Consider the following 26,455-nt stretch of genomic DNA (forward strand, 5'->3'; position numbering starts at 1 on the left):
TTACAATACTCACTTAGTATATTTTAATAAAAATTAGTAAAAACAAAACTAGGTATATTGTATTTTCCTCGGAAATATATGCCTAGGAAAATATATTGTATTTTACTATATTTGTATAAATAATCAAATAATACGTATGAAAAAGTTAATCGCCTTTGCTGGAAGTAATAGCTTAAATTCTATTAATAAAAAATTTGCTATTTATACCGCTAATCAAGTGAATAATACCACTGTTGAAATATTAGATTTAAACGATTTTAATCTACCAGTTTATGGAATAGATTATGAAATAAAACACGGTATACCAAACGTTGCACATCAATTTCTAGAAAAAATAAAAGGAGCAGATGGCATCGTACTTTCATTAGCCGAACATAATGGGGCTTATGCAACAGTTTTTAAAAATATATTTGACTGGATGTCTCGTATTGATGGGAAGTTATGGAGCGATGTACCTATGTTTTTATTGGCAACTTCACCAGGAGGAAGAGGAGGAGTAACCGTACTAGATATTGCAAAGGGTAGATTTCCATTTATGGGTGGTAATATAACTGCCACTTTTTCTTTACCAAATTTTAATGATTCATTTTCCCCTACGGGAATCGTTGACGATGAATTAAAAAGAAGATTTGAAATAGAGCTAGAAAAATTTGAAAAATCAATTCAATAATTCATACAACTATGGGAGATCTTTCAAAAGACATAAATAGTGAGTTTGCAAATGATAAAATAAAAGCCATGCTTAATGTGATGTACACAGCAAGCTGGATACAAAGTAAACAAAATTCATTTTTCAAACCCTTTAATATTTCTCCTCAACAATACAATGTTTTAAGAATTTTGAGAGGAGCTGGAGAGCCTATTTCAGTACAAACTATTAAGAGTAGAATGTTAGAAAGAGCGCCTAATGCTACAAGATTGATGGATAAGCTGTGCGATAAACAATTAATTGAGCGTGTGGCTTGCGAGAGTGATAGACGTGTGGTGCATATAAAGATTACTGCTCAAGGACAAGGTTTGTTAACTGAAATTGACACAACAAAACGCGAAGACTTACTAGCTAATTTAAGCTTAAAAGAAGCAAAAACACTTAGTGACTTATTAGATAAAATTAGATGAAAAGTTAACGAGCTTCATAATTGATATTAAAAGAAAAAATCATGAAATATAATAGCATAAAAAAAATAGGAAGAAGTGACTTTGTAAACATGGGGTCTATAAAATTAAGACAGCCTATCCCCACACAAGATATTGAACTTTTAGACCCATTTGTACTACTACACCACTATGGACCTTACCCTATTAGTGAGTTAAATAATCCCTTTGATTTAGGTCCACACCCGCACCGTGGTTTTGAACCTGTTACATTTTTAATTCAAGGAGAGCAATTGCATAGAGACTCTTTAGGAAACGAAAGTGTAGTAAAGGCAGGCGATGTTCAATGGACAACCGCTGGTAGAGGAATTATTCATGCAGAAGGCCCCACAAAAGACTTTATAAAAAAAGGAGGAGATTTAGAAGGAATCCAACTATGGCTTAACCTTCCTGCAAAAAAGAAAATGATTCCAGCAAATTATCAACATGTAACTAATGATGATTTTTTAATAGTATCATCAGAAGATGAAAAGGTGACAACGCAAATTATTGCTGGAGAACTTGACGGCACTAATGGAAGAATAGCGACACAAACTCCTGTAAATGCTTATATGATTCATGCAAAAAAAGGTGGAGTATTCAATTTAAAAATTTCAGAAAGCCATCAATCATTACTTTATTTACTAAAAGGAAAAGTGACAATTAATGATGAGATAAATTTGTCATTAAATGAGGATCAACTGGTTTGGTTTGAACAAGATGGCGAGGGCTGTTCCATAAAGGCGGGAAAGGATAGCATACTGTTATTTCTATCAGGCGAACCTATTAATGAGAAAATTCAAAGTTGGGGGCCATACGTTATGAATAATCAAACCGAAATTATGGAAGCATTACGTGATTATCAGCAAGGTAAAATGGGCTTTCTTCCATCTTAATGTTAATTTAAAATCATGAAACTAACATGCTCTGTTTGTTTCAAAAGATAGATTTATTAACGATATTTGTTGTTGATTTTTTTCTACTTCGGAAATGTGACTAATCATCTAACTAGGTGTCATGGATTTAAAATTTCCGAAGAACATATAAACAACTTAAAATTCATCTGGATAATTATTCAGATATGTATAAATTAAAATTTATGATGAATAAGAATACAGTACTGGGTTGGGCTACTTTTATTATGATAATCGTGGGGTTAAGCCTCATTGCACTTGGTGCTTTTAGATATGATGATGTTGCAGGTTGGGGATTTGCCGCAGTAGGAATAGGCTTTTTCGCAATCGCATGGGTATTTAATGCACTAAAAGGAAGAGTGTAATTTAAGTTTAGAAAACTAGTCACTTAAATTTCCAATTAACAATTCAACTATAAAATAATGGCAGACGATAAAAAAGTAATCTTTTCAATGTCTGGATTGACTAAGTCATTTCAGAATGCACAAACACCAGTTTTAAAAAATATATACCTTAGTTTCTTCTACGGAGCAAAAATTGGTATTTTAGGACTCAACGGTAGTGGTAAATCTACGTTGTTAAAAATTATCGCAGGTGTTGATAAAAATTATCAAGGTGATGTTGTTTTTGCTCCGGGATACTCTGTGGGCTATTTAGAACAAGATCCACAATTAGATCCTGAAAAAACGGTAATGGATATTGTTAAAGAAGGTGCTGCAGAGACAGTTGCTATTCTTGATGAATATAATAAAATTAATGATTCATTTGGGCTAGAAGAAGTTTATAGTGATGCTGATAAAATGGAAAAGTTAATGGCTCGTCAAGCTGTTTTACAAGATCAAATTGATGCCGCGAACGCATGGGAACTGGACACCAAGCTAGAAATAGCTATGGATGCATTACGTACGCCAGATAGCGATAAAAAGATAGGTGTACTTTCAGGAGGTGAAAAACGCCGTGTTGCTTTATGTAGATTGTTATTGCAGGAGCCAGATGTACTTTTATTAGATGAGCCTACAAACCACTTAGATGCAGAAAGTGTTCACTGGTTAGAACATCATCTAGCACAATATAAAGGAACTGTTATTGCTGTTACGCATGATAGATACTTTTTAGATAATGTTGCTGGTTGGATTTTAGAACTTGATAGAGGTGAAGGAATTCCATGGAAAGGTAATTACTCATCTTGGTTAGATCAAAAATCAAAACGTATGGCGCAGGAAAGTAAAACTGCAAGTAAGCGTCAAAAAACATTAGAACGTGAGTTAGAATGGGTGCGTCAAGGAGCAAAAGGGAGGCAGACAAAGCAAAAAGCTCGTTTGAAGAATTACGATAAGTTAATGAGTCAAGATCAAAAACAACTTGACGAAAAGTTAGAGATTTATATTCCTAATGGTCCACGATTGGGAACAAATGTGATTGAAGCAAGTGGTGTAAGTAAGGCGTACGGCGACAAGCTACTTTATGAAGATTTAAATTTTAATTTGCCACAAGCAGGAATTGTAGGGGTAATTGGTCCTAACGGTGCTGGTAAAACTACCATCTTTAGAATGATTATGGGAGAGGAAAATCCAGATAAGGGTTCATTTATTACTGGAGAAACAGCAAAAGTGAGTTATGTAGATCAAGCGCATTCAAATATTGATCCAGAGAAAACTATTTGGCAAAACTTTAGTGACGAGCAAGACTTGGTCATGATGGGAGGAAAGCAAGTTAACTCTAGAGCATATTTAAGTAGGTTCAACTTTAGCGGAAGCGAGCAAAATAAAAAAGTTTCATTATTATCAGGTGGTGAACGTAATAGATTGCACTTAGCAATGACCTTGAAAGAAGAAGGAAATGTATTACTACTTGATGAACCTACAAACGACTTAGACGTTAATACACTTAGAGCTCTTGAGGAAGGACTAGAGAATTTTGCTGGATGTGCTGTAGTTATTAGTCACGACAGATGGTTCTTAGATAGAATTTGTACACATATATTAGCTTTTGAAGGAGATAGTCAAGTATATTTCTTTGAAGGTGGATTTAGTGAATATGAAGAAAATAAGAAACAACGTCTTGGTGGAGATTTAATGCCTAAACGTATTAAATACAAGAAGTTAGTTCGATAATAATTATAATCTTTTATAAAAATAAAAGTCTCAAAGAGTTTGATATATTAAACCTCTTTGAGACTTTTTTAATTAAATGAGAATCTATTGTAATTCTAATTTACATTATCTTTTAAGTATAATTTACTGTGCCTACCTATTTGGTTATTATATAGATATGTACAAGAAGTAAATTTTACATCTTTAGATGAATTATTTGAAACTTCAAAACTAATAGGGATATTAATAGCCCAAAAAGTTTCCATTTTCTCACTATATCTTAAAACAATATTGTTCTCTATAGTGTTAATTTGCTTTACTTGTAAAACTCCATTTTGGTTTTTACAACCTATTAAAATAAAGCAAATTAATGTTAATATAGCAGCGGTTTTTTTCATAAAATCTAATAATTACAAATTTTGTAAATTCCAGCATTTAATATTAAAAATTTAAAAATATGCAGCTCTAAATTGCAAATCAACATAATACTAAATTATTGTATTTATTTTTTAAAATACTTAATATGTCAACTAAAATCCTTTTTTAAAATCTCTCTTTTTTTTATCTTGAAATCAAAATTCAAACTATGAGATTATTCCTGTTTTTTAGCATATTTATTACATCAATATTGTCTTCTGAAATTTCTGCACAGGTTACAACGCCCTTTGAATACTTAGATGTTTTTCAATTAGAATACGCAAATTCACCACAAATTTCGCCTGATGGGAAACATGTTATTTATCGCCGAACAGGTTTTGATATTATGGCAGATAAAAGCACAGCGAGTCTTTGGATAATTGATATTGACGGAAATAATCATCGCAAATTAACATCTAGAGACAAAGGTGAGGGGAGTGCTCGATGGTCACCTAGTGGTGATCGCATTGCATTTACAAGCGGTAGCGAAAATGGAAGTGAAATTTATGTATACTGGATAGCATCTGGAACATTAGCACGCTTAACTCAATTAGAAAAGAGTCCGTCAAGTTTAGCCTGGTCGCCTGATGGAAAGTCTATTGCGTTTACAATGAAAGTAGCAGCAAAAGCTCCAGTGATTGCAAAAATGCCCTCAAAGCCAAAGGATGCAAAATGGGCAAAAGCTCCAAGAATTACAGATAGGTTAAAACATGAAGCAGATGGTTCAGGATATATTAAACCTGGCTTTACGCATATTTTTACAATTTCGGCAGAGGGAGGGAGTCCACGTCAATTAACTAGTGGAGACTTAAATCACGGCGGCGGTTTATCTTGGTCCCCAGATGGGACAAAAATTTATTTTTCAGCTAATTTAAATGCTGATTGGGAGTACGATTTTAGAAACTCAGAAGTGTACTCAGTCGATACTAGAAATTTGCAAATAAAAACGTTGACAGACAGAAAAGGACCTGATGGCAACCCAATAATTTCACCTAATGGAAAACACATTGCTTACGTTGGTTATGAAGACAAAGTACAAGCATATCAAGTGCGTCAATTGCATATAATGGACAGCAATGGTGGTAATGCAAAATCTATTTCAGAAGCACTTGACAGAAGCGTTAGTAATATTACTTGGGCAAATGACAGCAAGGGATTATACTTTATGTATAATGATAAAGGGGTTACAAAATTAGCACATATTTCGCTCAGCGGAAATGTAACTGATATTGTGAACAACGTTGGTGGAACAACCTTAGGTAGACCTTACGCGAGTGGAAATTACTCAGTGTCAAATAACGGAAGAATTGCGTATACATTATCAAAACCAGACAGACCAGCAGATGTGGCGATTACCTCAAAAGGTAAAAGTAATGCGACAATAATTACCAGTTTAAACGAAGATTTGCTAAACTACCGAAAGTTAGGAAAGGTAGAAGAAGTATGGTACAAATCTTCAGTAGATAAGCGTGATATTCAAGGGTTTGTGGTGTTTCCTCCAGAATATGATTCGACAAAAAAATATCCTTTACTTGTTGAAAACCACGGAGGACCCATTTTAAACTATGGACCACATTTTTCTGCTGAAATGCAATTATATGCTGCAGCTGGGTATATTGTTTTTTACCCTAACCCAAGAGGAAGTACTAGTTATGGAGAGGAATTTGGAAACTTATTATTCAATAATTATCCTGGAGAGGATTATAATGATGTCATGGATGGAGTTGATACAATTATTACAAAAGGAAATGTAGATATCAATAGACTATACGTTACAGGAGGAAGTGCTGGCGGAATTATGACTGCATGGATGATTGGTAAAAATAACCGCTTTAAAGCTGCTGTGGTTGCAAAACCAGTGATGAACTGGATAAGTAAAACGCTTGTAGCAGATAATTATTTTGGGTATGCGAATAGCAGATATCCTGAGCAACCATGGGAAAATTTTGAGGGGTATTGGAAATTTTCACCATTGTCACTAGTGGGTAATATTGAGACACCAACGATGGTTATGGTAGGAATGAATGATTTGCGTACGCCACCCAGTGAGGCAAAACAATTATATCATGCATTAAAGCTTAGAAAAATTGAAACTGTGCTTGTTGAAATTCCAGACGCATCTCATGGTATTGCAGCTCGGCCTAGTAATTTAATTACAAAAATTGCACATACACTTGCATGGTTTGAAAAATATCAATAATTAAACTATATAACTAAATCTATAATAAGCGATAGCTTTACAAGTGAAGCTACATTATTAATTTCTAACTTTCTATAAATACTTTTGCGGTGTGCATTAACTGTATGGACTGAAATGAAGAGTTTTGCGGCTATTTCTTTTGTTTGATGTCCATTTGCAATTAGATGAAAAATATTAAGTTCTTGCTTTGTAAGCGACTTTAATTTTTTTGCATTAGTTCCTTGTTCTTGTACTTCCATATATATTTTAGAGAGTACATTTGTTATTTGCTTTACCTCTTTCTCAATCGTTGCAGAAGTATTGAGGTATCTTAAATTATCTTGGTTTAAGTTTTGAGTTTTCAATAGGTGCGTGTTTGTAGAGGGTTTATTTTCTGAAATTAAGTGGAGAATATGATTTGATACTTGCTGTTGAATATTAGTGAGCAAATTTCTTTGAGGGTGTTGGTAGTTTTGTTGCGATCTTTGTGCTAGAGCATTCATATCATAAGTGTTTTGGGTTCATCTTAGTTGATACCCAAAGAAAGATAAAACAAATGAAGTAAGAATTGTTTAAGTCACTAACAGCATGTTTTCTATCATGAAATACAACATGTAATCTAATGAAAATAGGGGAGTTGTCATAAAACACGTTTTTTATGACACTAATAAATTTTATAAAAATGAGATAAAAATGAGACTTATTAAGATTGTTTTTTACCTTAAATTAATATTATTCCTCTTCCTTTTGAGTATGAAGTAAAACCTCTTTTAATTTAGGCTTATATGTTCTAGACAATGGCAACCAAGTTCCATCTGTAAGCATAATTTTTGTAGAATTTATAATTCTAACATATTGTAAGTTTACAATATAAGATCGATGAATTTGCGCAAAATCTAAATCTTTTAATTGTTCTAAAACATCTTTGAGCGTGTTACGATCAATTTCAGGTTTAGCTATATCTTTTGAATAAAACTCAAGATAATGGCTGTCACTTTTAATGTACAATAATTCCTCAGTTTTTAAAACAGCCTTACTTTTCAATGACAGCATTGTAGCAGGTTTTTGAGTAACTTTTTTATGATAGTAAGCCATTTTTTCTCTTAATAATCCTAGTTCTTTATTTGATTCTTGGAATCTTTTATATAAAAGAAAAAAGAATATAAGAAGTACTAGTGCAATAATTGTCGCAATAAAAAAGGTAGATTTATAAAATGATTTTTCACCTTCTAAACTGTCAATAGCTTTCTCTTTTTCTTTGACTTCAAGCTCAGTAACTATTCTATTTAAGTTCTTATTATTTTCAGTAGTGTAAATGGAATCTTCTATCTTTTTAGCTTTTTTAATATAACTATTTGCACTTTTAAAATTATTCTTTCCCTCATGAATAGTACTTAAGAGGTTATATGTGTCAGCTAACAATTTTGCGTGATTAGCTCTATTAAAATTGCTTATAGCACTATCTGCATGAGCTTGAGCAGCATTTAGATCATCAAGTTTAAAGTAATAATTTGCAGCAGTTATATGTCCTTCACCTATTTTTTCTGGAATGTTTATATTTTTAAAACCTTTTATTGATTTATTAAAATAATAGAATGCGCTGTCCTTTGTATTTAAATGAGAATGAGAAGTTCCAATGTTTTTATAAGCTAAATACTCAGCATATTTGTCTTTTTTCTCTTGATAGTAAGGCAAGACTTTTCTTAAATAAAGCAATGCAGAATCTGGTTTTTGGGCAGCATTATAATTTACAGACAAGTTATTATATGCTCTATAAAGGTCTCGTTTGTTATCATTTTTTAAAGCAATCATTATTACTTTTCTAAAGCTCTCATTACTTTGACTCCTATTTTTTAAGTTAGCTTGGGCAACTCCCATATTTAAATACGTTGCTGTTAGGCTTTTCTCTTGGCCCAAGCTATCATATATTTTTAGCGCTTTTGTGTAAAGTTCAATAGCTCCTTTAAAATTACCAGTATTCTTTTCTGTAATCCCTAAATCGTTATACGCAGGCGCAAGGTGCGACCATAATTTTTTAGATTTAGCTAGTGTAATAAGTTCGTTGAAAGTTTTTTTAGCATCATCAGTTTTTCCTAATCGTGAATAGCTAATACCCTTGTTACGTATTAATGTAGCGATAATTTTAAAATCTGAATCTGGTACTCGCTGTTTAGAAACTAATGCACTATCATAATACACAATACTCTGTGCAATTTCACCCTTGAGAGACTCAGCTTGACCTAAAAAATAATAGCCACGCATAGAAACAGCAGCACGCTCACTATCGTCAAGTGAGAGTAAAAAATGACCATATTTTTGTAAACTATCTGGGGAGCGTCTATTTTTTATACCAAGTTCATAAATAGAATCGTATTGGGCATTTTTTTGTGCGAGTATATTGAAAAATGGTAAAAATAGAAGAGACAATAAAATGGTAAAGTATCTCATTTAAGGGGCATTATAGTTGGTTAGTAGTTACTCAAATGTAGGAAATACTTACAAAGTAAACTAAACTCATAATCAATTAAATTTCGTTAATCTAATTATATTTGATTTAAACGCACATTTATAACGTTGGTATAGAGTTGTTTATGTGGGTAAAAAAAATAGCGTTTAAATTTTAATTTAAACGCTATTGAACATTAATATTTGGATAAACTATTCTGTTTCAGGGTACCAATCTAATTGTACTACTTCAATATTTTTGTTTTCTCCTTCAATAAGATTATTAAAATTCTTGACATCACTCATTCCATCAGTACCTCTATAATGGTATGGATATACTTTTTTTGGCTTAAAATCAAGTACAGCATTTGCAGCACTTTCAACAGTCATAGTATACGGTAAATTCATACATATGAAAGCCACATCAATATCTTTAAGTTGTCGCATTTCTGGAATGTCTTCTGTGTCGCCAGAAATATAAACGCGCTTTCCATTTTTTGAAATGATATAGCCATTACCACGACCTTTTTCATGAAACTTTAACGCTTCAGGTCTTAAATTGTACATTGGTATTGCTTCCAGACTGACTTTTTCAGTAGTTTTTGAGACAATTTTTTTGCCATTTTCTAGCACTGTAGTTCTATCTTGAAGTTCAACATCCATTTTATCAAAAACAGCTTGTGGCGCAATTATTCGAGTATTTTCATTTATGGCCGCCAATGTTTCGGTGTTAAAATGGTCACCGTGAATATCTGTTACTAAAACGAGTGTAGCTTTAGGATTTCCTGCAAAAGCATTAATACCTCCCACAGGGTCAACGTAAATTACTTCGTCATCCCATTCTAGCACCATTGTGGCGTGTGAGATAGGAGTAATTTTAAAATTTGTTTTTTTTTCTTCAGAAATTTCTAAAGTACTTTCTTCTGAAATTTGCTCCACCTTTTTATCATTGTTTTTACAACTTAAAATCGAAAGCAAAACACAAAATACTATTGCTGATTTTTTCATAATTTGATCATTTTAATGATTAGCTATATTTAAGAAGTACTTCTTGTTGGTGCGTTATGGCGTCTTTAAATTCGGTTTTCATTTTTGAAACTAATTCTTCCATCGGTAAATCATCATGAATTGAAGTTACACCTTGACCAGCTGACCAAATGGTTTTCCAAGCTTTAGCTTCTGTATCAAGTTCTTTACCAAAATCTACTTTTTTAGTGCTTTTTAATTGCTCTTGGGTAACTCCAGCTTTGTCTAAACTCTTTTGTAAAAAGTTTGCTGCAACACCACTTATTGCAGCAGTGTATGTTACATCGTTTGTAGCACTTTCTTTGATCATTTCTCTGTATTCAACTTCGGCTTTACTTTCTTTAGTATTAATAAAGCGGGTTCCCATATAAGCTAAATCTGCGCCCATTTGCATTGCACTTGCTACATCTTGTCCATTGCTTAACGCTCCACTTAAAAGAATAAAGCCATCAAATATTTGTTTTATTTCATTGACAAATGGTACTGGGTGTAGCGTACCAGCGTGACCACCAGCTCCTGCGCATACTAAAATTAACCCATCAACGCCTGCCTCAATCGCCTTCTCTGCGTGACGTCTTTTAATTACATCATGAAAGATGAGCCCACCATAACTGTGAACAGCATCAACAACCATTGAAATTGCTCCAAGCGAAGTAATTATTAAAGGCACTTTATGTTTTACACATATCTTTAAATCTGCCTCTACCCGAGGGTTCGTCATGTGGACAATTAAATTTACTCCAAAGGGTGCAGCCTTCTTACCTGTTTCTTTTTCCCAAGCTTCAAGTTCTGTTTTTATCTGGATTACCCATTCTTCAAAACCTTCGGTGGTTCGTTGGTTAAGTGCTGGAAATGTACCCACTACACCACTTTTACAAGCAGCAATTACAAGCTCAGGGCCTGAAATTAAAAACATAGGTGCTGCTACAACTGGCAGTGATAAATCTTTGGTAAATTGGTCTTTATTCATATTTGTTTTTTAAGAAAAGTAAAATTAGTTGTTTTGTGAGAGATATGAAAGGAGTAGTGGTCTTTAGTAGGTGTAAGATAGGGGGTATTTTTAATTTTTATAATTTACAAATTGAAATGAGAAGCTAAAAATTTTAATCAATGGAAATTTCAGAAGCAAACCCTATTAATTTACTTGGTTAATTTCTATTTGATTCCTTGATAACTTCATTGTTTTTATGGATAACTTTCTTTGTAAGGTTTATTTCAAAATACCTATTTTTATAATCTTAAAATTTGAGAAGAAAACATTATGAGTGATACAATAGAAAGAGTAAAGTGTTTGATTATTGGTAGTGGGCCTGCTGGATATACGGCAGCAATTTATGCGGCACGTGCAGATATGAAACCTTTAATGTATACAGGGATGGAGCCTGGTGGTCAACTTACAACTACTACAGAGGTTGATAACTTTCCTGGATATCCAGAAGGTATTGACGGCCCAACAATGATGGTGCAATTGCAAAAACAAGCAGAACGTTTTGGCACGGAGGTACGTATAGGGATGGTTACATCAATTGAGTTTAGTACAGAAGTAGGAGGTATTCATAAAGCAACTGTTGATAACAAAACTATCATTGAGGCAGAATCTGTAATTATTTCTACAGGAGCAACTGCAAAATACTTAGGCTTACCAAGTGAGCAAAAATTGCGGGGTGGTGGAGTTTCGGCTTGTGCTGTTTGTGATGGTTTCTTTTATAAAGGACAAGATGTTGCAATTGTAGGCGCAGGGGATACTGCTGCTGAAGAAGCAACTTACTTAGCAAATATTTGTAATAAAGTGACAATGCTTGTTCGTAAAGATTATATGAAAGCAAGTAAAGCAATGCAACACAGAGTAACATCTACGCCTAATATTGACTTGCGTTATAATACTGAAGTTGATGAAGTTTTAGGAGATATGGTTGTGGAAGGGTTGCGTATGAAAAATAATGAGACTGGTGATAAAGAAGAAATTGCTATTACAGGATTATTTATCGCTATTGGACATAAGCCTAATACAGATATTTTTAAAGGTCAATTAGACATGGACGATACGGGGTATTTAATTACAAAAGGCAAGTCAACAAAAACGAACATTCCTGGTGTATTTGCTAGTGGTGATGTACAAGATAAAGAGTATCGTCAAGCCGTTACTGCCGCTGGTACTGGTTGTATGGCTGCTCTTGATGCTGAACGTTATTTAGCAGCTATTGAGTCTATTGAAGAAGTTGTAGCTTAATTTTTTGAAATAAAATTTCTATCCTTATAGAAATAATAAATATTGCTTAAAAATTAGAAATCCCGAAACAATCCATTTTCGGGATTTTTTGCGTTCTAGAAATCTACTTAATTAGCATTTTCAATGAGTTTAATAATACTATTATTTGGTATTACATCTATTGTTAAATTGATACGATCTGTAGTTCCATTATTGATTACTCGGTGGGAACCTGAGAGTCGTAAATACCAACATTCTCCAACTTTCATTGGCACTAAAGTATCATTAAGATAAAACTCAACTCCATCATTATTATCTATGGGGATGGTTAATCGAATCATTGATTTATCCTCTTCTAGTGCTAACGTTGGGTCTGTATGTTCTTTAACGATTGCATTAGGAGCTAAAAATAACAGTCGTACTAAGTTAACCGTTGTATAGGCATTTAGTGTTTCGACTATACTTTTTATGTAATGAGATTTTTCTAGATTAGGGGTGTTAGTCCAGCTTGTCCAAGAGCCATCTGCATAATCAATTGCGGGTGGAGGGAAAGGTAATGATGTGTCCACTAAGTGAGCAGGAGCACGTAATGAAATAACATTATAATATTCATAATGTTCCTCTTTTAGTGCATTTGCTTCTGCAAGCATTTTTTCTACATCAAACTTAAATGGTAATTTTATTCTGTCGTTAAAATGTTTTTTGGTTTCCATTACATGTTTGATTTTTTGTTGATTAGTAAAATTAAGTATTTTGTGGCATCGAAAAGACACGTAATTTTACTTGTTTGTGGCACGAATTAATATTTCAGAAAATAATAATACTGTATTTATTCTTCTAAATTTCTACGAACAATCTCTTTCCCAATTTCCCCAAAATACTCCATAATTACCTTTTGCCATAATACGATACCATTTTCTGAATTTGAAAATAAGACTAATCCTCGTTTTGATTTAGGAAGTGCAATGGCAATTGTTTTAATTCCATAATCGCCACCAGTGTGCATTAGTGCTATTTCATTATTTGGTAAATTAGTTAATAGTTGCATGCCTAAATTTCTATCAATCCCCTTTTTTTCTGTGACTTGAGGTTTTAGAAATTCTATGTATAAATCTTTTGATAACCCGGCACCATTCATAATATAAATCATAAACTTAGAATAGTCATTTGCCGTAGTTAACAAATTAGCTGCTGCATTGGCTTCAAAATGTTTTTTGAATCGTATAGGAGCTCCGTTTTCATCATGCTCAACAGCATAACGATTGTCATCTATTGTAGATGTCCAATCAAAATGGGTATCATTCATTCCTATAAGTTCGAATAATAGTTCTTTTGAAATTTGCTTAAATGACATTTTGAATTTGCTTTCAATAGCTTTTCTTAAATATTCAAACGCTTCACCCGAATATTGAAACTTGGTTCCTGGTTCAAATTCGAAAGTTAATTTATCATAATCACTCAAATAGGTCCAATTAGTGAATCCAGATTGATGAGTTAAAATATTTCGTGGAGTTAATTCATTCAAATATGGATGATTTCTAATAGCTGGGTCGATATAATAGTTGGATAAGGGTTCATCCAATTCTAATTCTCCATTCTCAATTAATTTAAGTGTTACGATTGCTACAATTGGTTTTGTAAGCGATGCAATTTTGTAAATAGTATTCACTGAAACAGGTACTCCGTGCTTTTGAATACCAAAAGCACGCAATTGTTTAAGCCTGCCTTCTTCAATATAGCCTATAGAAATAGATGGAATATTATGTTGTTTAAGTAAGGCTTCTATTTTAATATCATTATCAAAAAGTGGTAATGGTGAATTTGCTTCAAATTTTTGACCATAATTTTTATTTGGTTCTTTATGGTCGTAGCTTAAAACTCTAGAAAGTTTCCAAGCGTCATTTTCTAAATTCCAAAGAGACGTAAACTTGGCAATATTTGTTAGGTATAACTCCTTGTTTGGTTCCTTAATATAAAATAGATGAACTCCTTTTTGGATTGCTCCATAGACTTTTCCATTATTTTTTAAAGGAAAAACCTCTAAGCTTTCTTCTACTATTTTTCTAATAGGTTTGATTTTTGGATTTGAGCAAATACTTTCTTTAAACGTTTTAAAGAATTGTTCTCTATTTTGTGTGCCATTTATATCATGATAAAATTCAAAATCACTAGGGATATATGTTTCTAATAATTTAAAATTGCATTGATTAAAGGTTTCTTCAAAAAATAAGCTATCTGTTTTTTTTAGCTGAATAAATAGCTCTGAATCTTTAGATATTTGTGCTGAAATTTTAAGCGAAAATAGAATAGAAATGAATGCTAAAAGTATACAGAAATTTTTCATTATGATAGATTTTTAATAATTGGTTAACAATGAAACAAAATTCTGAAATCTATCAGCTGCCGAAGGTAAAATGAACATGACAATTGCCCGACGATGTTATGACATTTTTATAAAAAACTGAAATTCAATTTAATACGAAGTGAATTGTTTTTGTCCAATGAAATGGCATTTATTAAAATGATACCAACGTTTAGTAAAACTGAAATAATCAAAACAATTAAAACAAGTTCATTTTGTAAGGATATAAGTCTACCAATAAATGGACTCAAAAGAAAAATAATTGAAGATAGTATTGTCCATAAGATTTGAATGGAAACAATTTGTTTAGTAATTAAATTTATTTCTTTTTTATAGTACATTATAAGTAGGGGAACTACAATATTTACAAGTGGAATTATTACAAAAGGTAAAGATGAGAGGTTTATTAATTTTATCAATTTATAATTTAATAAAGACTCGTTTTCTACTCCAGATAGTTTTTCTATAGGTATGTTTAATGCTTGGGATAATACATTTAAGCTGTGGCCTTTTAATGTTGCTCCAGCTTCAATTCTTTGAATTGTTCTAACAGATAAACCAGACTTAGTTGCTAAGTCTCCTTGCGTAAGGTTTAATTTTTCTCGGTACTTGATAAGCTTATTCATTACTACTGTTTTAATTCTTTAATATCGCTGGCAGAATATAATCAACCATCATTTTATCAACATTAATATGTGCATTAGGTATGTTGTAAGCTGATGAAGTAATTACAACCACAAATGGTATATCATTAAAAACAAAAATTTTATTCCCTCCTCGACCACTACAATAAGAAACTTCATAATTTTTATTGTTTACCGAAAAAGTTTTATTCCAAAACAAATAACCGTAATAATCTTCACTGTTAATTGATTGTTTTACTTGTTTAGCTAAGCTTTTTTTTACCCAGTTTTTATCTAGAATTTGCTTACCATTCCACATGCCTCTATTTTTATACAGTTGACCGTATTTAGCAAAATCAATTGCTCTTAGTCTAATACCACCAGCAGTATTACCAACCTTTTGAGGAGTATATTCCCACTTATAATTTGTAATACTAAGAGGAGTGAAGAGTTTTTCATTAGCATAAGAAACTAAGCCTTTAGGTACAGATTTATGAATAACATCTCCTAAAACAACTACACCAGCAGTAAAATATGCAAAATCACTATCTTTATTATCTTGCATAGGTAAGTCAAGTGTAAATTTGACCCAGTTTTTAGTTGGGTACATATTTTCTTCATTACCTAAACTATTGTAATCACTATCATCACCCACAAAACCAGAGCTCATTGTTAATAGAGATTTTAAAGTCACATTTTCTTTTTCAATGCTGAAATTATTAAAAGATTTTAAATCATAAAAATCTTTTAATTGGGCATCTTCGTCACTTATAAAATTTTCTTCAATAGCAATACCAAGCATGGTTGAAGCAATTGATTTTCCAACAGATCTTGGATTATGTAAACTTTCTCTAGCGGCATCGTTAAAATATTCTTCTATTAAAAGTTTATTGTTTTTGATTACTACAATGCTATTTATATCTTCAAATCTTTTTTCCGCAATTTTTCTATTAAGAGCTTCAATTTTATGACGGTCAAAGCTATCATTAGAAACAATCCAATCACTACTAGGCGCAATCTTTTGAACAGCAATAAGGGCTTGGTCTACTTGGATTTCTGGAACCTCTACATTAATAGTACCTGCTGCTAAAAGAGCACCCACACTTAATTTTTCTTGTTTTATATAAGGCCTAATTTCTATAGTGAGCTCGTGATTTCCTGTATGAAGCGCATCTTGTCCACCACCAATTTTCATAAATTTAAGCCACATAAACCATCCCCAAAAATCAATCTGTTCTGGTGTAATTAAACGTACAACATGATCAATTTGTTCTGTTTTAAAAGCTTTTAGTCCAGCTCCTTTGTGTAAGTTTTCTACGTAAATTATTTTTCCATCTACTATAAATGAAAGTTGAAAACTTCCTATTTGTAATAATTCATCTTCGGTTAAGGTTTCATCTAATAATTGAAGGCTTTTAATTAAAGGTTTTTCTAAAGTAAAATGAATATTTAAAAATTCGTTTTCGTTTAGCGTGAAGTTGTTTGTGTAGTTAACCTCTTTTAATTTTGTAACATCATCTTTGGAAAAAAAAAGCAAAGGTTTATTTCGTGTTTGTGCTGTTACTAAATTATTCTCACTAAAAGAAAAGAGTAAGCAGATTGTAAGGAGTAGTATGAATTTTGCTTTCATAGTTTTAATTTTTTATTAAGATTTAAATTCATTTCTTTTATTTTAGATTGAATATTTAATGAAAGACTGCTGATTATTCAAAACAACATAATAGAGAACTAAAAACCCCGAAACAAAATTCGTTTCGGGATTTTAGCTTACAGATGTCAATAGCATTATAATCTGCTCACATTATTATTATGCTTACTGCTGTTATTTTTAACAATAGGGTCGCCGTCATACGTTATTGAACCTCCGCTACTTGTTTTAGCTTCTAATTCTTCTTTTGTATTTACAGTAATATTTCCTCCACTTGAAGCCCTAGCGTTACAAATAACAGATAATAAATCTTTAGCATCAATATGACCACCACTAGAAGCCTTAGTGCGTAAGTTTTTTGTCTTACCTTCTACATGAACATTACCACCACTACTAGCTTCAACATAAGCATCTTTAGAAAAAACACTCGCAGTAATTGCTGCACCACTACTTGCATCTAGCGTTAATTTTTCTTCCTTAAACTCATTGTTCAAACTCACATTTGCACCACTACTAGCTTTAATACTAGATAACGTTGTGTACGTAACATATACAGTCTTTTTTGCTGCGCTGCCTATATTTTCTTCAGCTTTAATGTAAAGTGTGTTATTATCTACATACGTTTCAATAATATTTTGAAGGTTCGAATCTGCTTCAACTCTTAGTGCATTTTCAGATCCTTGTGTCAAAATAACTTCAAGTCCTGAGCTTCCTTTGACGGTGTCAAAATCTCTACCTATACTTCTATTCTCTGTAACCACATCACGGTTACCATCAATTTGATTTATATTAAAATTACCTATACAAGACGTCATTAAAAGGACCCCTAAAAGCATGATTACTATTTTTGTCGTTTTCATAATTGGTTTTTTTATTTCTGAAATATAACTCACATTAACTATACGAGTTTTTCAAAAAGATTAATTAATAAGTTTCGGTTGTAATATTTACTTTAATATTTTTTCCTTTTTCAAGAGAATCTTTAAGTTGTTGAATTTCTCTTTCTTTTTCTTCCAACATTTTATCTACACTTTTTACATTACTTCGAGTTCCATTAAGTCCATCTTCTACTTCTTGTTCCCAACCTTCATTAGAGTACTGATTAGAATTTCTATCCTGATAATAGTCATCATTAACGTCTTTTGAGTTTGATGATGAAGTAGGGCAGTCTAGACATACAGTTCCTTCTGGAGTAATACGTAATAATCTACCTTCATCACCATTGTCTAAAATATCTCTATAGCTTGAGCTATTACGGTGGAATGAATACGTGTTTTTATCTGCAATTAATTGCGTGTCGCTTGGTAAATACAATACGATTTCAATCTCTTGATCTCTAAATTTATTATCCATTGCTGTCGTAAAAAAGCCATCTAGTAATAACTCATTGCCAGTGAGTGTGTAATTATAATTAATAGCATCTGCATATGTTTTAGCTTCTATAAAATCTGCCGCTTCTGCACTGCGCTCTATAATCAATTTACCAATTGAATCATCTGTGTGTCTAACAATTAAGCGTATATCATTAGAGTAGATAACACGTTCACCACTTTCATTAGTTCTCAATTTTAATCCACCATGTCTATTAACCTCATAACTATATTGTTTGTCAGCTCGCATTTTCACCTTAAAAATTTCCGAAGCATTTACAGGAACAGAAACTTCTGTAATTGTACTGTTGTCATATGCTCTCGCACTTGCCTGTTTGATTGCTAGAGCAGCAATAACTCCAAGAGATGCTAACCATAATATTAGTAGTGTGATTTTTGCAGATGTTCCAATCGATTTAACATTAGGCGCTACTATTTTGAGCCCTAATATAAATAATATGAGCATAGGGATTCCAAAGGCAAATATGCCCAATATAGATATTACCCAAACTGGTGTATTTGATGCATCTACTAAATGCCACATGTCAAGCCCTACACCATTATCATATATGCCAAAGGTTCCAAAGGCAAATAATCCAATTATTATGGAGACAAAACTCATTAGTCCTACAACCATTAAAATAACTCCAAAGAATTTAAGAAATACTTTTAATATAGTAACGATTACGGTACCGAGGGTATCAAAAAAGTTTGACGAACCTTTTCTTATTTTATCGCCATACTTGTCGTAGTCAGCATTTTTTATACTGTCTGCAACGTTTTGATAACCCTCATTAAACTTTTTTTCAATATTCGAAATATTTATAGGTTCGCCAGTCATTTTCAATTTTTCACTAGTACTCTCAGCAGCTGGCACAAGTATCCAGAAAAGAACATATGCTAATATTGCTGTACCACTTGTAAGAAACGTAATTAGTATCCATAATAAACGTACCCATATTGCATCAATCCCTAAATAATGTCCTAGTCCTGATGAAACCCCGCTCACAAATTTATTATCAATGTCTCTAAATAATTGTTTGTGCGAACTACGTGTTTTAGACTCAAATGGAACTGCTCCTTTAGACGCATCACCCATATCATCATCATAACTAGCTTCACCCATGGCATAATCCTCAGGCTGCCCCATGATTTTAATTACTTCATCCAGTTCTTTAACAGATACAACTTGTGTGTTTGTTTCAATTTTTTCTGAAAAAAGTTCAGCGATACGTGCTTCAATATCACGTATAATTTCTTCGCCACCCAGTGGGTCACTCAGTGAACGACGTATGGCATCGAGGTAGCGTTGTAATTTTCCAAAAGCATCTTCGTCGATGTGGAAAAAAGTTCCGGCTAGATTAATATTAACTGTCTTTTTCATTTTTTGGTTGTATTGGTTACTTTAGAAACCGCTGTTTGTAGGTTACTCCAAGTAGTTGATAATTCGTTTAAAAATAGATGACCAGTCTCAGTAAGGTCATAATATTTGCGTGGTGGTCCACTCGTGGATTCTTCCCATCTATATGATAGTAATCCAGAGTTTTTAAGGCGTGTAAGTAGGGGATAAATTGTTCCCTCAACCACCAGCAATTTTGCGTCCTTAAGGCTCTCTAGAATATCACTTGTATAAGCCTCACCATCTTTTAAGATAGAAAGAATACAGTACTCCAGCACTCCTTTACGCATTTGCGCTTTTGTGTTTTCAATATTCATTAGTGTGTGTTATTATTAATATGTTCGTTTTTGATTAAGCCTACCTGTGTGGTAATTTCACAGCATATTTCTTGTGGCGTTATCATTTCTAGTTGTTGTGTTATCTTTTGTTGGTGTGCAGCCTGGGCACTAGTAAAATGGAGTGCCGCGGCAAGTATGAGGTTGATGAGTGTTTCCATAGTTAGCTGTTTTTTGATGTGGTTGAGTCGTCTATTATATCATCTACGCTACTAGATGTGTTGTTGTATGCTTGTGTCTTTTCTTCTTCGGAAATTTTTTCTTCGGAAATATTAGAATCTGAATTATTCTCTTCAAATGTTTCATCTTGCGGTTCATTTTCAAATTGTTCCGTTTCAGAAGCTGTTATAAACTTAATGCTTAGTGGATACTTAAATTGTTCTCCTTTGCTAGCGCTAATTGTTCCCATAATAACATAGTATAATTCAAAGAGAAAGAGTCCAAAAAGTAATAAGCCAAATATTGCAAATAAAGCAATGTATCCTCCTAAGTTTGATATGTGTCGCATGGTGTGATTGTCTGTCGCTCTATCAATTGTTTCTACAAGGCTTATAAAATCTGTAGCGAAAATTGCAATAAATGGAAGACTTAATAATGCGATGCCTAATGCATAAATAAATATGCTCAATTGAAAATTTAAAGCTTCTCTCCCATGATGATCTAAAAAGCGTTTCTCTTTATGGAGCGTCCATAAAAGGAGTGGTGCAAAAAAGTTTGCTAGTGGAAAAAAGTATTTTAAAAATGTAGAAGCATGTATAAATGCGCCTAAATTTTTTTGATTATCTGTGATTGATTGTTCCATTGCCTATTAATTTCTTATACAAATATATGTCTTTAAAAAGGTATTATGTTACGCATAGTACTATAATTAACATTTTATTAACATTTGTAAAAACTATAAAGCATTGATAGTTAGATATTAACGTGTTTAGGTGATTTTAGGTTAAAATTGGAGCTTTGCTATCAAGTAGGTTATAAATGATATAATTATCTTCGCTAGAAACAAATTATGCTATGATTTCAAAGCAAAAACTAAATACATTTACTTTATTTAAACTGCCCTCTGTATTTTTTACAGGAGTTAGGGTAAAATCTATTTCTCAAACTAGTTGTGTAACAACTGTAAAGCATCGTTGGATTAATCAAAATCCTTTTAATTCTCTTTTTTGGGCTGTACAAGGAATGGCAGCCGAACTTTCTACGGGTGCTTTAGTAATAGGTGAGATAGAAAAAAGCGGAAAGAAAATTTCGATGTTAGTTGCAAATAATAAAGCAAATTTTAGTAAAAAAGCAAAAGGTAGAATTAATTTTACGTGTAATGATGGTCACCTCATTTCAGAAGCTATTCAAAAAACAATTGCTAATGGAGAAGGGCAGACGTTCTGGATGAAATCTACCGGTACAGATGAAGGTGGCGATGTTGTTTCTGTTTTTGAGTTTGAGTGGACGGTACGCTTAAAGCCTAGAAAATAACAGCTTAGTTCTTTTTGTTAATAACTAGGAGTGTTAATTAACGAGAGTATGTAACGTTGAGCGATTTTTTTCGTTATATTTAAACAGGATAACTTAAACATAAAGCGTATAGAGAAAAAATACTTAATTAACAATTAACTAAGTTACTATGGCCAGAGCAATGTATGATTACTCGAAAGCAGTACTTTCAAAAGTGAGCTTCGACGTTAATCTTTTTTGTAAAGAGTTAGAAAAAGCCTTTTCACGATTACTTCCTTACGAAATTGAGGAATTAAAGATTTGGGTAAATTCACTTATTGCAGAGAAACCAGAACTCAATCAATGTTTAATTCATTTAAATCCTTAAAAGGAAAAACGTCGTTCAAAGTTATTTGAGCGACGTTTTTATTTTAATAATCTTTATTAGGAAATATATATATGAGGGATTCATATATATCGTAAGATGTTTTTATTTGGAGTTCAATATCTTCATTCGTAATAATTTTATATACAACAGATTTTATAAATTTGTTTGTAGGTTCTTCACACCTTATTTTTTTAATCTCATCGTAAGTAACATTTAGGATAATTGAACCTCTAGAAATAATTATTCTATTGGGTTGTAAAAACATTTTAGCAGGGCTTAATTTTTTTAAATCTTTTAAGAAGATTCCAATTAAAAAAATAGTGACAGCTAATAAAAACAACCAAAAGCTTTTAAATTTAAAAAAACCGTACGTATTTAAATCTATTGTAAAAAGTGCAATAATTGAACTAATAAATAGTATTCCTGTAGTAGTTATTAATTTATCTCCTGTTTTATTTAAGAAATGTTTTTCTGCTATTTCTATTGAATAAGATTGTTCATTAATGTTTAATTCCTTGTTTTTGTTGTAAAGGTTTTGTGGTCCTACTAATGGGTTATTAAAAAACTTTTTTCTGTCCTTAAAATTAAAATTACTTTGATTTTAATTGTTTGTAGATGTATTTAAAAAGTAATTTCATTTTTTAACAAACCTACTTTAGAGGACTTACAATTTTAACATCTTCAAAACGTATGGCTCCACGAATTACTCCCGCGATTACATCATACATTGCATTAACAATTTGCATTTTTAACTCGCTGTTATTGTAAATAAGACTTACTTCTCTCGCTGGAGATGGTTCGTTAAAATAGCGTAGTTTTTCTTTTTGAACTTCTGTAAGATCTAATGTGTGTAAATAGGGTAGGAGTGTCATCCCTAGACCTTCGTTTGATAATTTTATAAGTGTTTCAAAACTTCCACTTTGTAATTGAAATTTATCATTTTGAATTGCATTTTTTGATTTACATAAATTTATGACCCCGTCTCTAAAACAGTGTCCATCTTCTAATAATAATAAATCATCTAGGTCTAAATCTTCACTATTAATTTTTTTGTTTTCGTTAAGCCTATGGCTTTTGGGTACATATCCTACAAATGGCTCATAATAAATAGGGCGCTCTTTAATATTTTCTTGCTCAAGTGGTGTAGCTGCAATAGCGGCGTCTAGGTGTCCATCTTTTAATTTTTTTATAATGTCCTCAGTTGTTAATTCTTCGATTTTTAAATGAACTTTAGGATATTTATTTGTAAAATTTCTTAAAAACATAGGTAGTAGTGTAGGCATCACTGTTGGTATAATACCAATATGAAAATCACCACCTATATATCCTTTTTCTTGATCAACAACATCCTGCATCCGTTCACTTTCATTGACTATATTACGAGCTTGGCGAACAATTTTTTGTCCCACTACTGTAAGTTCGATAGGCTTTTTGCTTCTATCAAAAATAAGAATATCAAGTTCTTCTTCTAACTTTTGAATTTGCATGCTCAATGTAGGCTGTGTAACAAAAGTTTTTTGGGCAGCTTTTGTGAAATTTTGATTTTCGGCTACTGCTAGAACATATTTAAGCTGGGTTATCGTCATATCTTTTAAAATGTGGTTGTTATTCAAAGATAAGAATTATTGATATTCCAAACCTCAAATCAAGGTTTCGTTTATGGATATTAAATTATTTGTATTTTACAGAAACAGGTTGACTTTTTTCGCCAGTGTTCATTTTGTGTTTTTATAAGTTACTATAATTAAATGTTTATTTTTAGTCAACCTATTTCAGAAAAGTTCATTTTGCTATGATGTCTAGTTATATTCAGCTTTTAGGGCTATATTCTTCTGATTCAATATGACAATTTCGAAGTCGGATTTATTTAAAACTAATGTAACCTTCTTATCATCCGTTTCTTGTATATCATAAGGAACGGCTTTGCCGACTTTCTCACCTTTTTTGTAAGCAAGTACCAAACATGGGCACTGGATATTTTCTTCAACAAATGATATTTCCACTTCTTTACGATCACTATACACCATCCATTGCGGACGATCGTACTTTTTACTTCTTGGATGGAAAACTGCTATGTCATACCTGAATGTGCCCATAGGAGGTAAATCAATAGAGGTTTTCTTTCGTTGCTGACCAAATAGCTCACCAGATTCATTGACAAAAACACTAGGTCTTTCTAGATCTGTAATCTGATAATACGAGTTTTCGTAATCTCTGTTACCCTTTTCAGAATAAATTGTCTGACTTATGGTTAATGGGTCAACTCCTGTAAATTCCGTCAATCTCCCTGCCATCGCCTTTCCCCAACCCATGGAATTGTTAGGCATATCTCCTTCGTACACATGATCAAAACCACAATGAATTAATATCTTTTCGTTGGGGTATCGATTTAGATAGGATTCAATATTCCTGGCTTGATTAATTTCTCTTTCTTTCCCATTAGCCTGTCCACTGCTTTCGTACCCAAATATATTGAACCCCATATCAAAGGCAGTTCTTATTAAATTGCCAAATTGAGGTTCTTGTGTATAATATCCAGAATCAAGAGTTGGATAACCATTGGCTTGCATAATTGAATCTGCTTGAGGCGTATTAAAATATCCTTCCATTCCTAAGTGCTTATAGCCTCTTCTTTTAAGCCCTTCAAGTAGTCGAGTGGTAAAAATTCGATGTTGGGGCATTTGATGAGCTTCATTTATGATGACTACTTGGGACTCTTCAGCTTCATTCAATATGTAATCTATTGCATCCATTGCTTTAAAGTTGCCAAAACTATCTCGTTGTTCCTGTGTAAGTCCAATTTCAATTGATTCTTTCGTATCCCAAATCTCATGCATCCTTTCTATGTTTCCGATTTTGGCAAATTCCCATGCTGTTTTATCGACCATTGTAGGAAAGGTATCCCAATATGAAGAAAAATTGTACGGCATCTCATTTGACTCTGTCTCAAAATGAAAGTCAAACTTCACAAAATCTAACTTTTTCTGATCTTCATTTTTAGTATTACAGGCAATGCTCAGCAAAGAAATACCAATAATAAATAAGTGTTTCATTAATTAGTTTTTTATATTTTCGGTGTTTTTGGTTGTTTCATCACACATAACGTTCTTGTATACTAACAGTGCGAGGGAGAATGGCATTAGCCATTCGGTTGAGCCTCGAGCTGATTTTTACCACAGTACTTTGTTGTGCCCAGTTATTTTAAACGATAGATTGTCTTATTTTTTTCTCCTATTTTTTCAAATAAATCCAATTCAGCTCCTTTTTTTAAATCTCTACTTGCAGTTGCTGATGAAATATCTTTAAAAATATCCATATAGTCTTTTCTAGTAAATTCTGTTTTATTTAATGAAACATAATATTCTAATCTGTCTTTTTCATTTAATGTTCGATTATTAAAATCTAATAACTGGCTTATTGAAATTTCAATTACGTTAAGCATATATTCAATAAACTTAGTTGATTTTCCAGATTTATCACTTTCAGCTAAAGCTTTGTAATATTTTTCTTGGTCGTTACTAATTAAGGTTTCAAAAGGCAAAAATTCAAAGATTGGATATTTTTCCATTAAAATTAAAGTTTGCCATAATCTTCCCATTCTTCCATTTCCATCCAAAAAAGGATGTATGAATTCCATTTCGTAATGGAAAACACAACTTTTAATTAATTCAATTTCATCAGACTTTTTCAAATATTCAAAAAGGTCTTTCATTAAATATGGCACATTTCCAAAAGGTGGTGCTAAATGCTCAACTTTTGAACCTTTTACAATTCCGACACTTTGATTTCTATATTTTCCAGAGTTTTCTATTAAACCTTCCATTAAATTTTGGTGTGCCTTTAAAAAGTATTTTTCATTTGAAGGATTGTAATCTTCTAAGTTTTCATAGATTTTAATTGCATTTAAAACTTCAAGAACATCTTTTTTAGGACCAATAACTCTTTTGTTTTCAAGAAGTGCTGTTATTTGTTCCTCTGTAAGCGTGTTTCCTTCTATTTTTAAAGAAGAATGAATAGTTTTGATTCTATTCTGTTTTCTCAATTTAGGTGAAGGTCTGTTTAATAAATTAGCATTTACTTCTCCTATTTTTTCTGAAATAGAAGTTATTAATTTTAAAATAGAAGATGTTATTTCGTAAGGTGGATTCATTCTTGATACTATCATTTGATACTATCAAAGATACAATTATTTAATCTGAATTATCTTATGAAACATGTGGATTCAAGGTGCTAACGTAACAAATGTTATTAATTTGGTTAGTTCCTCGTTCCCAGGAAGCATATGGATGGGCAAAATAAACTAGTACACTAGTCTGTGTATTATACTGAAATAGGTTGACCTTTTTTCGGTTGTTTTTTTTGATTAATCAATTTCTATTTTTAAATCTTAAGTTCAGCTAAATTTACATTATTTTTTCGATAGGATTTATATTTGATATTTGGATTTAAGTGTACTTCAGCTGGTTTTCTTAATTCCAGGCT

At 32.1% G+C, this 26,455-nt stretch carries 26 protein-coding genes; 9 read left to right on the plus strand and 17 right to left on the minus strand.

Annotation, left to right across the window (positions count from 1 at the left end; all coding sequences use genetic code 11):
* The first annotated feature begins 136 nt into the window (after nucleotides 1–136).
* The 5 genes from GB234_RS08570 (at nucleotide 137) to ettA (ending at nucleotide 4,162) form a co-directional block, all read left to right on the plus strand.
* A complete protein-coding gene (locus tag GB234_RS08570) occupies nucleotides 137–670 on the plus strand; it encodes an NADPH-dependent FMN reductase (protein WP_151894132.1) in 534 nt (177 codons plus the stop codon).
* A gap of 11 nt (nucleotides 671–681) precedes the next feature.
* Nucleotides 682–1,119: a MarR family winged helix-turn-helix transcriptional regulator gene (locus tag GB234_RS08575; protein WP_151894133.1), complete on the plus strand. Its 438-nt coding sequence runs from the start codon at nucleotides 682–684 to the stop codon at nucleotides 1,117–1,119.
* A 41-nt stretch (nucleotides 1,120–1,160) separates the two neighbouring features.
* The gene (locus GB234_RS08580; protein WP_151894134.1) at nucleotides 1,161–2,030 is read left to right on the plus strand and encodes a pirin family protein; all 870 of its coding nucleotides are present in this window, start codon (nucleotides 1,161–1,163) and stop codon (nucleotides 2,028–2,030) included.
* A gap of 206 nt (nucleotides 2,031–2,236) precedes the next feature.
* Complete coding sequence (locus GB234_RS08585; RefSeq protein WP_235906093.1) at nucleotides 2,237–2,413, plus strand: CAL67264 family membrane protein; 177 nt, start codon at nucleotides 2,237–2,239, stop codon at nucleotides 2,411–2,413.
* 57 nt (nucleotides 2,414–2,470) lie between these two features.
* Entirely contained in the window at nucleotides 2,471–4,162 is a 1,692-nt protein-coding gene (ettA, locus tag GB234_RS08590) for an energy-dependent translational throttle protein EttA (protein ID WP_151894136.1), read from the plus strand.
* A gap of 95 nt (nucleotides 4,163–4,257) precedes the next feature.
* Here the strand turns inward: ettA and GB234_RS08595 are convergent, their stop codons facing one another.
* Nucleotides 4,258–4,539 (minus strand): hypothetical protein, encoded by a 282-nt coding sequence (locus GB234_RS08595; RefSeq protein WP_151894137.1) that lies wholly within the window; start codon nucleotides 4,537–4,539, stop codon nucleotides 4,258–4,260.
* 188 nt (nucleotides 4,540–4,727) lie between these two features.
* Between GB234_RS08595 and GB234_RS08600 the strand changes: the two genes are divergently transcribed.
* Complete coding sequence (locus GB234_RS08600; protein WP_151894138.1) at nucleotides 4,728–6,758, plus strand: S9 family peptidase; 2,031 nt, start codon at nucleotides 4,728–4,730, stop codon at nucleotides 6,756–6,758.
* A 5-nt stretch (nucleotides 6,759–6,763) separates the two neighbouring features.
* Here GB234_RS08600 and GB234_RS08605 read toward each other — a convergent pair whose 3' ends face one another.
* From GB234_RS08605 to GB234_RS08620, 4 genes are all read right to left on the minus strand, one after another.
* Nucleotides 6,764–7,240: a response regulator transcription factor gene (locus GB234_RS08605; RefSeq protein WP_151894139.1), complete on the minus strand. Its 477-nt coding sequence runs from the start codon at nucleotides 7,238–7,240 to the stop codon at nucleotides 6,764–6,766.
* Nucleotides 7,241–7,469: 229 nt separating this feature from the next.
* Nucleotides 7,470–9,185, minus strand: a complete 1,716-nt coding sequence (locus tag GB234_RS08610; RefSeq protein ID WP_151894140.1) for a LytTR family transcriptional regulator DNA-binding domain-containing protein — start codon at nucleotides 9,183–9,185, stop codon at nucleotides 7,470–7,472.
* A gap of 210 nt (nucleotides 9,186–9,395) precedes the next feature.
* Nucleotides 9,396–10,190 (minus strand): MBL fold metallo-hydrolase, encoded by a 795-nt coding sequence (locus GB234_RS08615; RefSeq protein WP_151894141.1) that lies wholly within the window; start codon nucleotides 10,188–10,190, stop codon nucleotides 9,396–9,398.
* 19 nt (nucleotides 10,191–10,209) lie between these two features.
* Nucleotides 10,210–11,178, minus strand: a complete 969-nt coding sequence (locus tag GB234_RS08620; protein ID WP_151894142.1) for an NAD(P)H-dependent flavin oxidoreductase — start codon at nucleotides 11,176–11,178, stop codon at nucleotides 10,210–10,212.
* A 291-nt stretch (nucleotides 11,179–11,469) separates the two neighbouring features.
* On the opposite strand from GB234_RS08620, the gene trxB reads away from it, so the two are divergent.
* Nucleotides 11,470–12,438, plus strand: a complete 969-nt coding sequence (trxB, locus tag GB234_RS08625; RefSeq protein WP_151894143.1) for a thioredoxin-disulfide reductase — start codon at nucleotides 11,470–11,472, stop codon at nucleotides 12,436–12,438.
* A 107-nt stretch (nucleotides 12,439–12,545) separates the two neighbouring features.
* Here trxB and GB234_RS08630 read toward each other — a convergent pair whose 3' ends face one another.
* The 9 genes from GB234_RS08630 to GB234_RS08670 form a co-directional block, all read right to left on the minus strand.
* On the minus strand, nucleotides 12,546–13,130 hold the full coding sequence (locus tag GB234_RS08630; RefSeq protein WP_151894144.1) for an aspartyl/asparaginyl beta-hydroxylase domain-containing protein: 585 nt from the start codon (nucleotides 13,128–13,130) through the stop codon (nucleotides 12,546–12,548).
* A gap of 116 nt (nucleotides 13,131–13,246) precedes the next feature.
* A complete protein-coding gene (locus GB234_RS08635) occupies nucleotides 13,247–14,761 on the minus strand; it encodes a serine hydrolase domain-containing protein (protein WP_151894145.1) in 1,515 nt (504 codons plus the stop codon).
* A 107-nt stretch (nucleotides 14,762–14,868) separates the two neighbouring features.
* Nucleotides 14,869–15,405, minus strand: a complete 537-nt coding sequence (locus GB234_RS08640; protein ID WP_151894146.1) for a helix-turn-helix domain-containing protein — start codon at nucleotides 15,403–15,405, stop codon at nucleotides 14,869–14,871.
* A 10-nt stretch (nucleotides 15,406–15,415) separates the two neighbouring features.
* Nucleotides 15,416–17,032 (minus strand): serine hydrolase domain-containing protein, encoded by a 1,617-nt coding sequence (locus GB234_RS08645; protein ID WP_151894147.1) that lies wholly within the window; start codon nucleotides 17,030–17,032, stop codon nucleotides 15,416–15,418.
* A gap of 155 nt (nucleotides 17,033–17,187) precedes the next feature.
* The gene (locus GB234_RS08650) at nucleotides 17,188–17,910 is read right to left on the minus strand and encodes a head GIN domain-containing protein (RefSeq protein ID WP_151894148.1); all 723 of its coding nucleotides are present in this window, start codon (nucleotides 17,908–17,910) and stop codon (nucleotides 17,188–17,190) included.
* A gap of 64 nt (nucleotides 17,911–17,974) precedes the next feature.
* Complete coding sequence (locus tag GB234_RS08655) at nucleotides 17,975–19,804, minus strand: PspC domain-containing protein (RefSeq protein ID WP_151894149.1); 1,830 nt, start codon at nucleotides 19,802–19,804, stop codon at nucleotides 17,975–17,977.
* Nucleotides 19,801–20,136, minus strand: a complete 336-nt coding sequence (locus tag GB234_RS08660; RefSeq protein WP_151894150.1) for a PadR family transcriptional regulator — start codon at nucleotides 20,134–20,136, stop codon at nucleotides 19,801–19,803. Before GB234_RS08660 ends, GB234_RS08655 begins: the two co-directional genes overlap by 4 nt.
* A complete protein-coding gene (locus GB234_RS08665) occupies nucleotides 20,136–20,315 on the minus strand; it encodes a hypothetical protein (RefSeq protein WP_151894151.1) in 180 nt (59 codons plus the stop codon). The genes GB234_RS08660 and GB234_RS08665 overlap by 1 nt, the downstream gene beginning before the upstream one ends.
* Before the next feature lie 2 nt (nucleotides 20,316–20,317).
* Nucleotides 20,318–20,956 (minus strand): DUF4870 domain-containing protein, encoded by a 639-nt coding sequence (locus tag GB234_RS08670; RefSeq protein ID WP_151894152.1) that lies wholly within the window; start codon nucleotides 20,954–20,956, stop codon nucleotides 20,318–20,320.
* Nucleotides 20,957–21,168: 212 nt separating this feature from the next.
* Here GB234_RS08670 and GB234_RS08675 point away from each other — a divergent pair, with 212 nt between their 5' ends.
* Complete coding sequence (locus GB234_RS08675) at nucleotides 21,169–21,627, plus strand: DUF4442 domain-containing protein (protein WP_151894153.1); 459 nt, start codon at nucleotides 21,169–21,171, stop codon at nucleotides 21,625–21,627.
* 148 nt (nucleotides 21,628–21,775) lie between these two features.
* The gene (locus GB234_RS08680) at nucleotides 21,776–21,973 is read left to right on the plus strand and encodes a hypothetical protein (RefSeq protein ID WP_151894154.1); all 198 of its coding nucleotides are present in this window, start codon (nucleotides 21,776–21,778) and stop codon (nucleotides 21,971–21,973) included.
* Nucleotides 21,974–22,623: 650 nt separating this feature from the next.
* Here GB234_RS08680 and GB234_RS08685 read toward each other — a convergent pair.
* The 3 genes from GB234_RS08685 to GB234_RS08695 all read right to left on the minus strand — a co-directional run bounded on the left by GB234_RS08685 (nucleotide 22,624) and on the right by GB234_RS08695 (nucleotide 26,123).
* Complete coding sequence (locus GB234_RS08685) at nucleotides 22,624–23,559, minus strand: LysR family transcriptional regulator (RefSeq protein WP_151894155.1); 936 nt, start codon at nucleotides 23,557–23,559, stop codon at nucleotides 22,624–22,626.
* Nucleotides 23,560–23,772: 213 nt separating this feature from the next.
* On the minus strand, nucleotides 23,773–25,026 hold the full coding sequence (locus tag GB234_RS08690) for a hypothetical protein (protein WP_151894156.1): 1,254 nt from the start codon (nucleotides 25,024–25,026) through the stop codon (nucleotides 23,773–23,775).
* Between the two features lie 143 nt (nucleotides 25,027–25,169).
* Nucleotides 25,170–26,123 carry a Fic family protein gene (locus GB234_RS08695; RefSeq protein ID WP_151894173.1) on the minus strand — a complete coding sequence of 318 codons (954 nt, stop codon included), beginning with the start codon at nucleotides 26,121–26,123 and terminating at the stop codon, nucleotides 25,170–25,172.
* Nucleotides 26,124–26,455 lie beyond the last annotated feature (332 nt).

Source organism: Patiriisocius marinistellae (assembly GCF_009014635.1).
GTDB classification, from domain to species: Bacteria; Bacteroidota; Bacteroidia; order Flavobacteriales; family Flavobacteriaceae; genus Patiriisocius; species Patiriisocius marinistellae.

Coding starts and splice junctions, on each gene's coding strand:
- GB234_RS08570 (WP_151894132.1), top strand. CDS start 137: ATGAAAAAGTTAATCGCCTTTGCTGGAAGTAATAGCTTAAATTCTATT.
- GB234_RS08575 (WP_151894133.1), top strand. CDS start 682: ATGGGAGATCTTTCAAAAGACATAAATAGTGAGTTTGCAAATGATAAA.
- GB234_RS08580 (WP_151894134.1), top strand. CDS start 1,161: ATGAAATATAATAGCATAAAAAAAATAGGAAGAAGTGACTTTGTAAAC.
- GB234_RS08585 (WP_235906093.1), top strand. CDS start 2,237: ATGAATAAGAATACAGTACTGGGTTGGGCTACTTTTATTATGATAATC.
- ettA (WP_151894136.1), top strand. CDS start 2,471: ATGGCAGACGATAAAAAAGTAATCTTTTCAATGTCTGGATTGACTAAG.
- GB234_RS08595 (WP_151894137.1), bottom strand. CDS start 4,539: ATGAAAAAAACCGCTGCTATATTAACATTAATTTGCTTTATTTTAATA.
- GB234_RS08600 (WP_151894138.1), top strand. CDS start 4,728: ATGAGATTATTCCTGTTTTTTAGCATATTTATTACATCAATATTGTCT.
- GB234_RS08605 (WP_151894139.1), bottom strand. CDS start 7,240: ATGAATGCTCTAGCACAAAGATCGCAACAAAACTACCAACACCCTCAA.
- GB234_RS08610 (WP_151894140.1), bottom strand. CDS start 9,185: ATGAGATACTTTACCATTTTATTGTCTCTTCTATTTTTACCATTTTTC.
- GB234_RS08615 (WP_151894141.1), bottom strand. CDS start 10,190: ATGAAAAAATCAGCAATAGTATTTTGTGTTTTGCTTTCGATTTTAAGT.
- GB234_RS08620 (WP_151894142.1), bottom strand. CDS start 11,178: ATGAATAAAGACCAATTTACCAAAGATTTATCACTGCCAGTTGTAGCA.
- trxB (WP_151894143.1), top strand. CDS start 11,470: ATGAGTGATACAATAGAAAGAGTAAAGTGTTTGATTATTGGTAGTGGG.
- GB234_RS08630 (WP_151894144.1), bottom strand. CDS start 13,130: ATGGAAACCAAAAAACATTTTAACGACAGAATAAAATTACCATTTAAG.
- GB234_RS08635 (WP_151894145.1), bottom strand. CDS start 14,761: ATGAAAAATTTCTGTATACTTTTAGCATTCATTTCTATTCTATTTTCG.
- GB234_RS08640 (WP_151894146.1), bottom strand. CDS start 15,405: ATGAATAAGCTTATCAAGTACCGAGAAAAATTAAACCTTACGCAAGGA.
- GB234_RS08645 (WP_151894147.1), bottom strand. CDS start 17,032: ATGAAAGCAAAATTCATACTACTCCTTACAATCTGCTTACTCTTTTCT.
- GB234_RS08650 (WP_151894148.1), bottom strand. CDS start 17,910: ATGAAAACGACAAAAATAGTAATCATGCTTTTAGGGGTCCTTTTAATG.
- GB234_RS08655 (WP_151894149.1), bottom strand. CDS start 19,804: ATGAAAAAGACAGTTAATATTAATCTAGCCGGAACTTTTTTCCACATC.
- GB234_RS08660 (WP_151894150.1), bottom strand. CDS start 20,136: ATGAATATTGAAAACACAAAAGCGCAAATGCGTAAAGGAGTGCTGGAG.
- GB234_RS08665 (WP_151894151.1), bottom strand. CDS start 20,315: ATGGAAACACTCATCAACCTCATACTTGCCGCGGCACTCCATTTTACT.
- GB234_RS08670 (WP_151894152.1), bottom strand. CDS start 20,956: ATGGAACAATCAATCACAGATAATCAAAAAAATTTAGGCGCATTTATA.
- GB234_RS08675 (WP_151894153.1), top strand. CDS start 21,169: ATGATTTCAAAGCAAAAACTAAATACATTTACTTTATTTAAACTGCCC.
- GB234_RS08680 (WP_151894154.1), top strand. CDS start 21,776: ATGGCCAGAGCAATGTATGATTACTCGAAAGCAGTACTTTCAAAAGTG.
- GB234_RS08685 (WP_151894155.1), bottom strand. CDS start 23,559: ATGACGATAACCCAGCTTAAATATGTTCTAGCAGTAGCCGAAAATCAA.
- GB234_RS08690 (WP_151894156.1), bottom strand. CDS start 25,026: ATGAAACACTTATTTATTATTGGTATTTCTTTGCTGAGCATTGCCTGT.
- GB234_RS08695 (WP_151894173.1), bottom strand. CDS start 26,123: ATGAATCCACCTTACGAAATAACATCTTCTATTTTAAAATTAATAACT.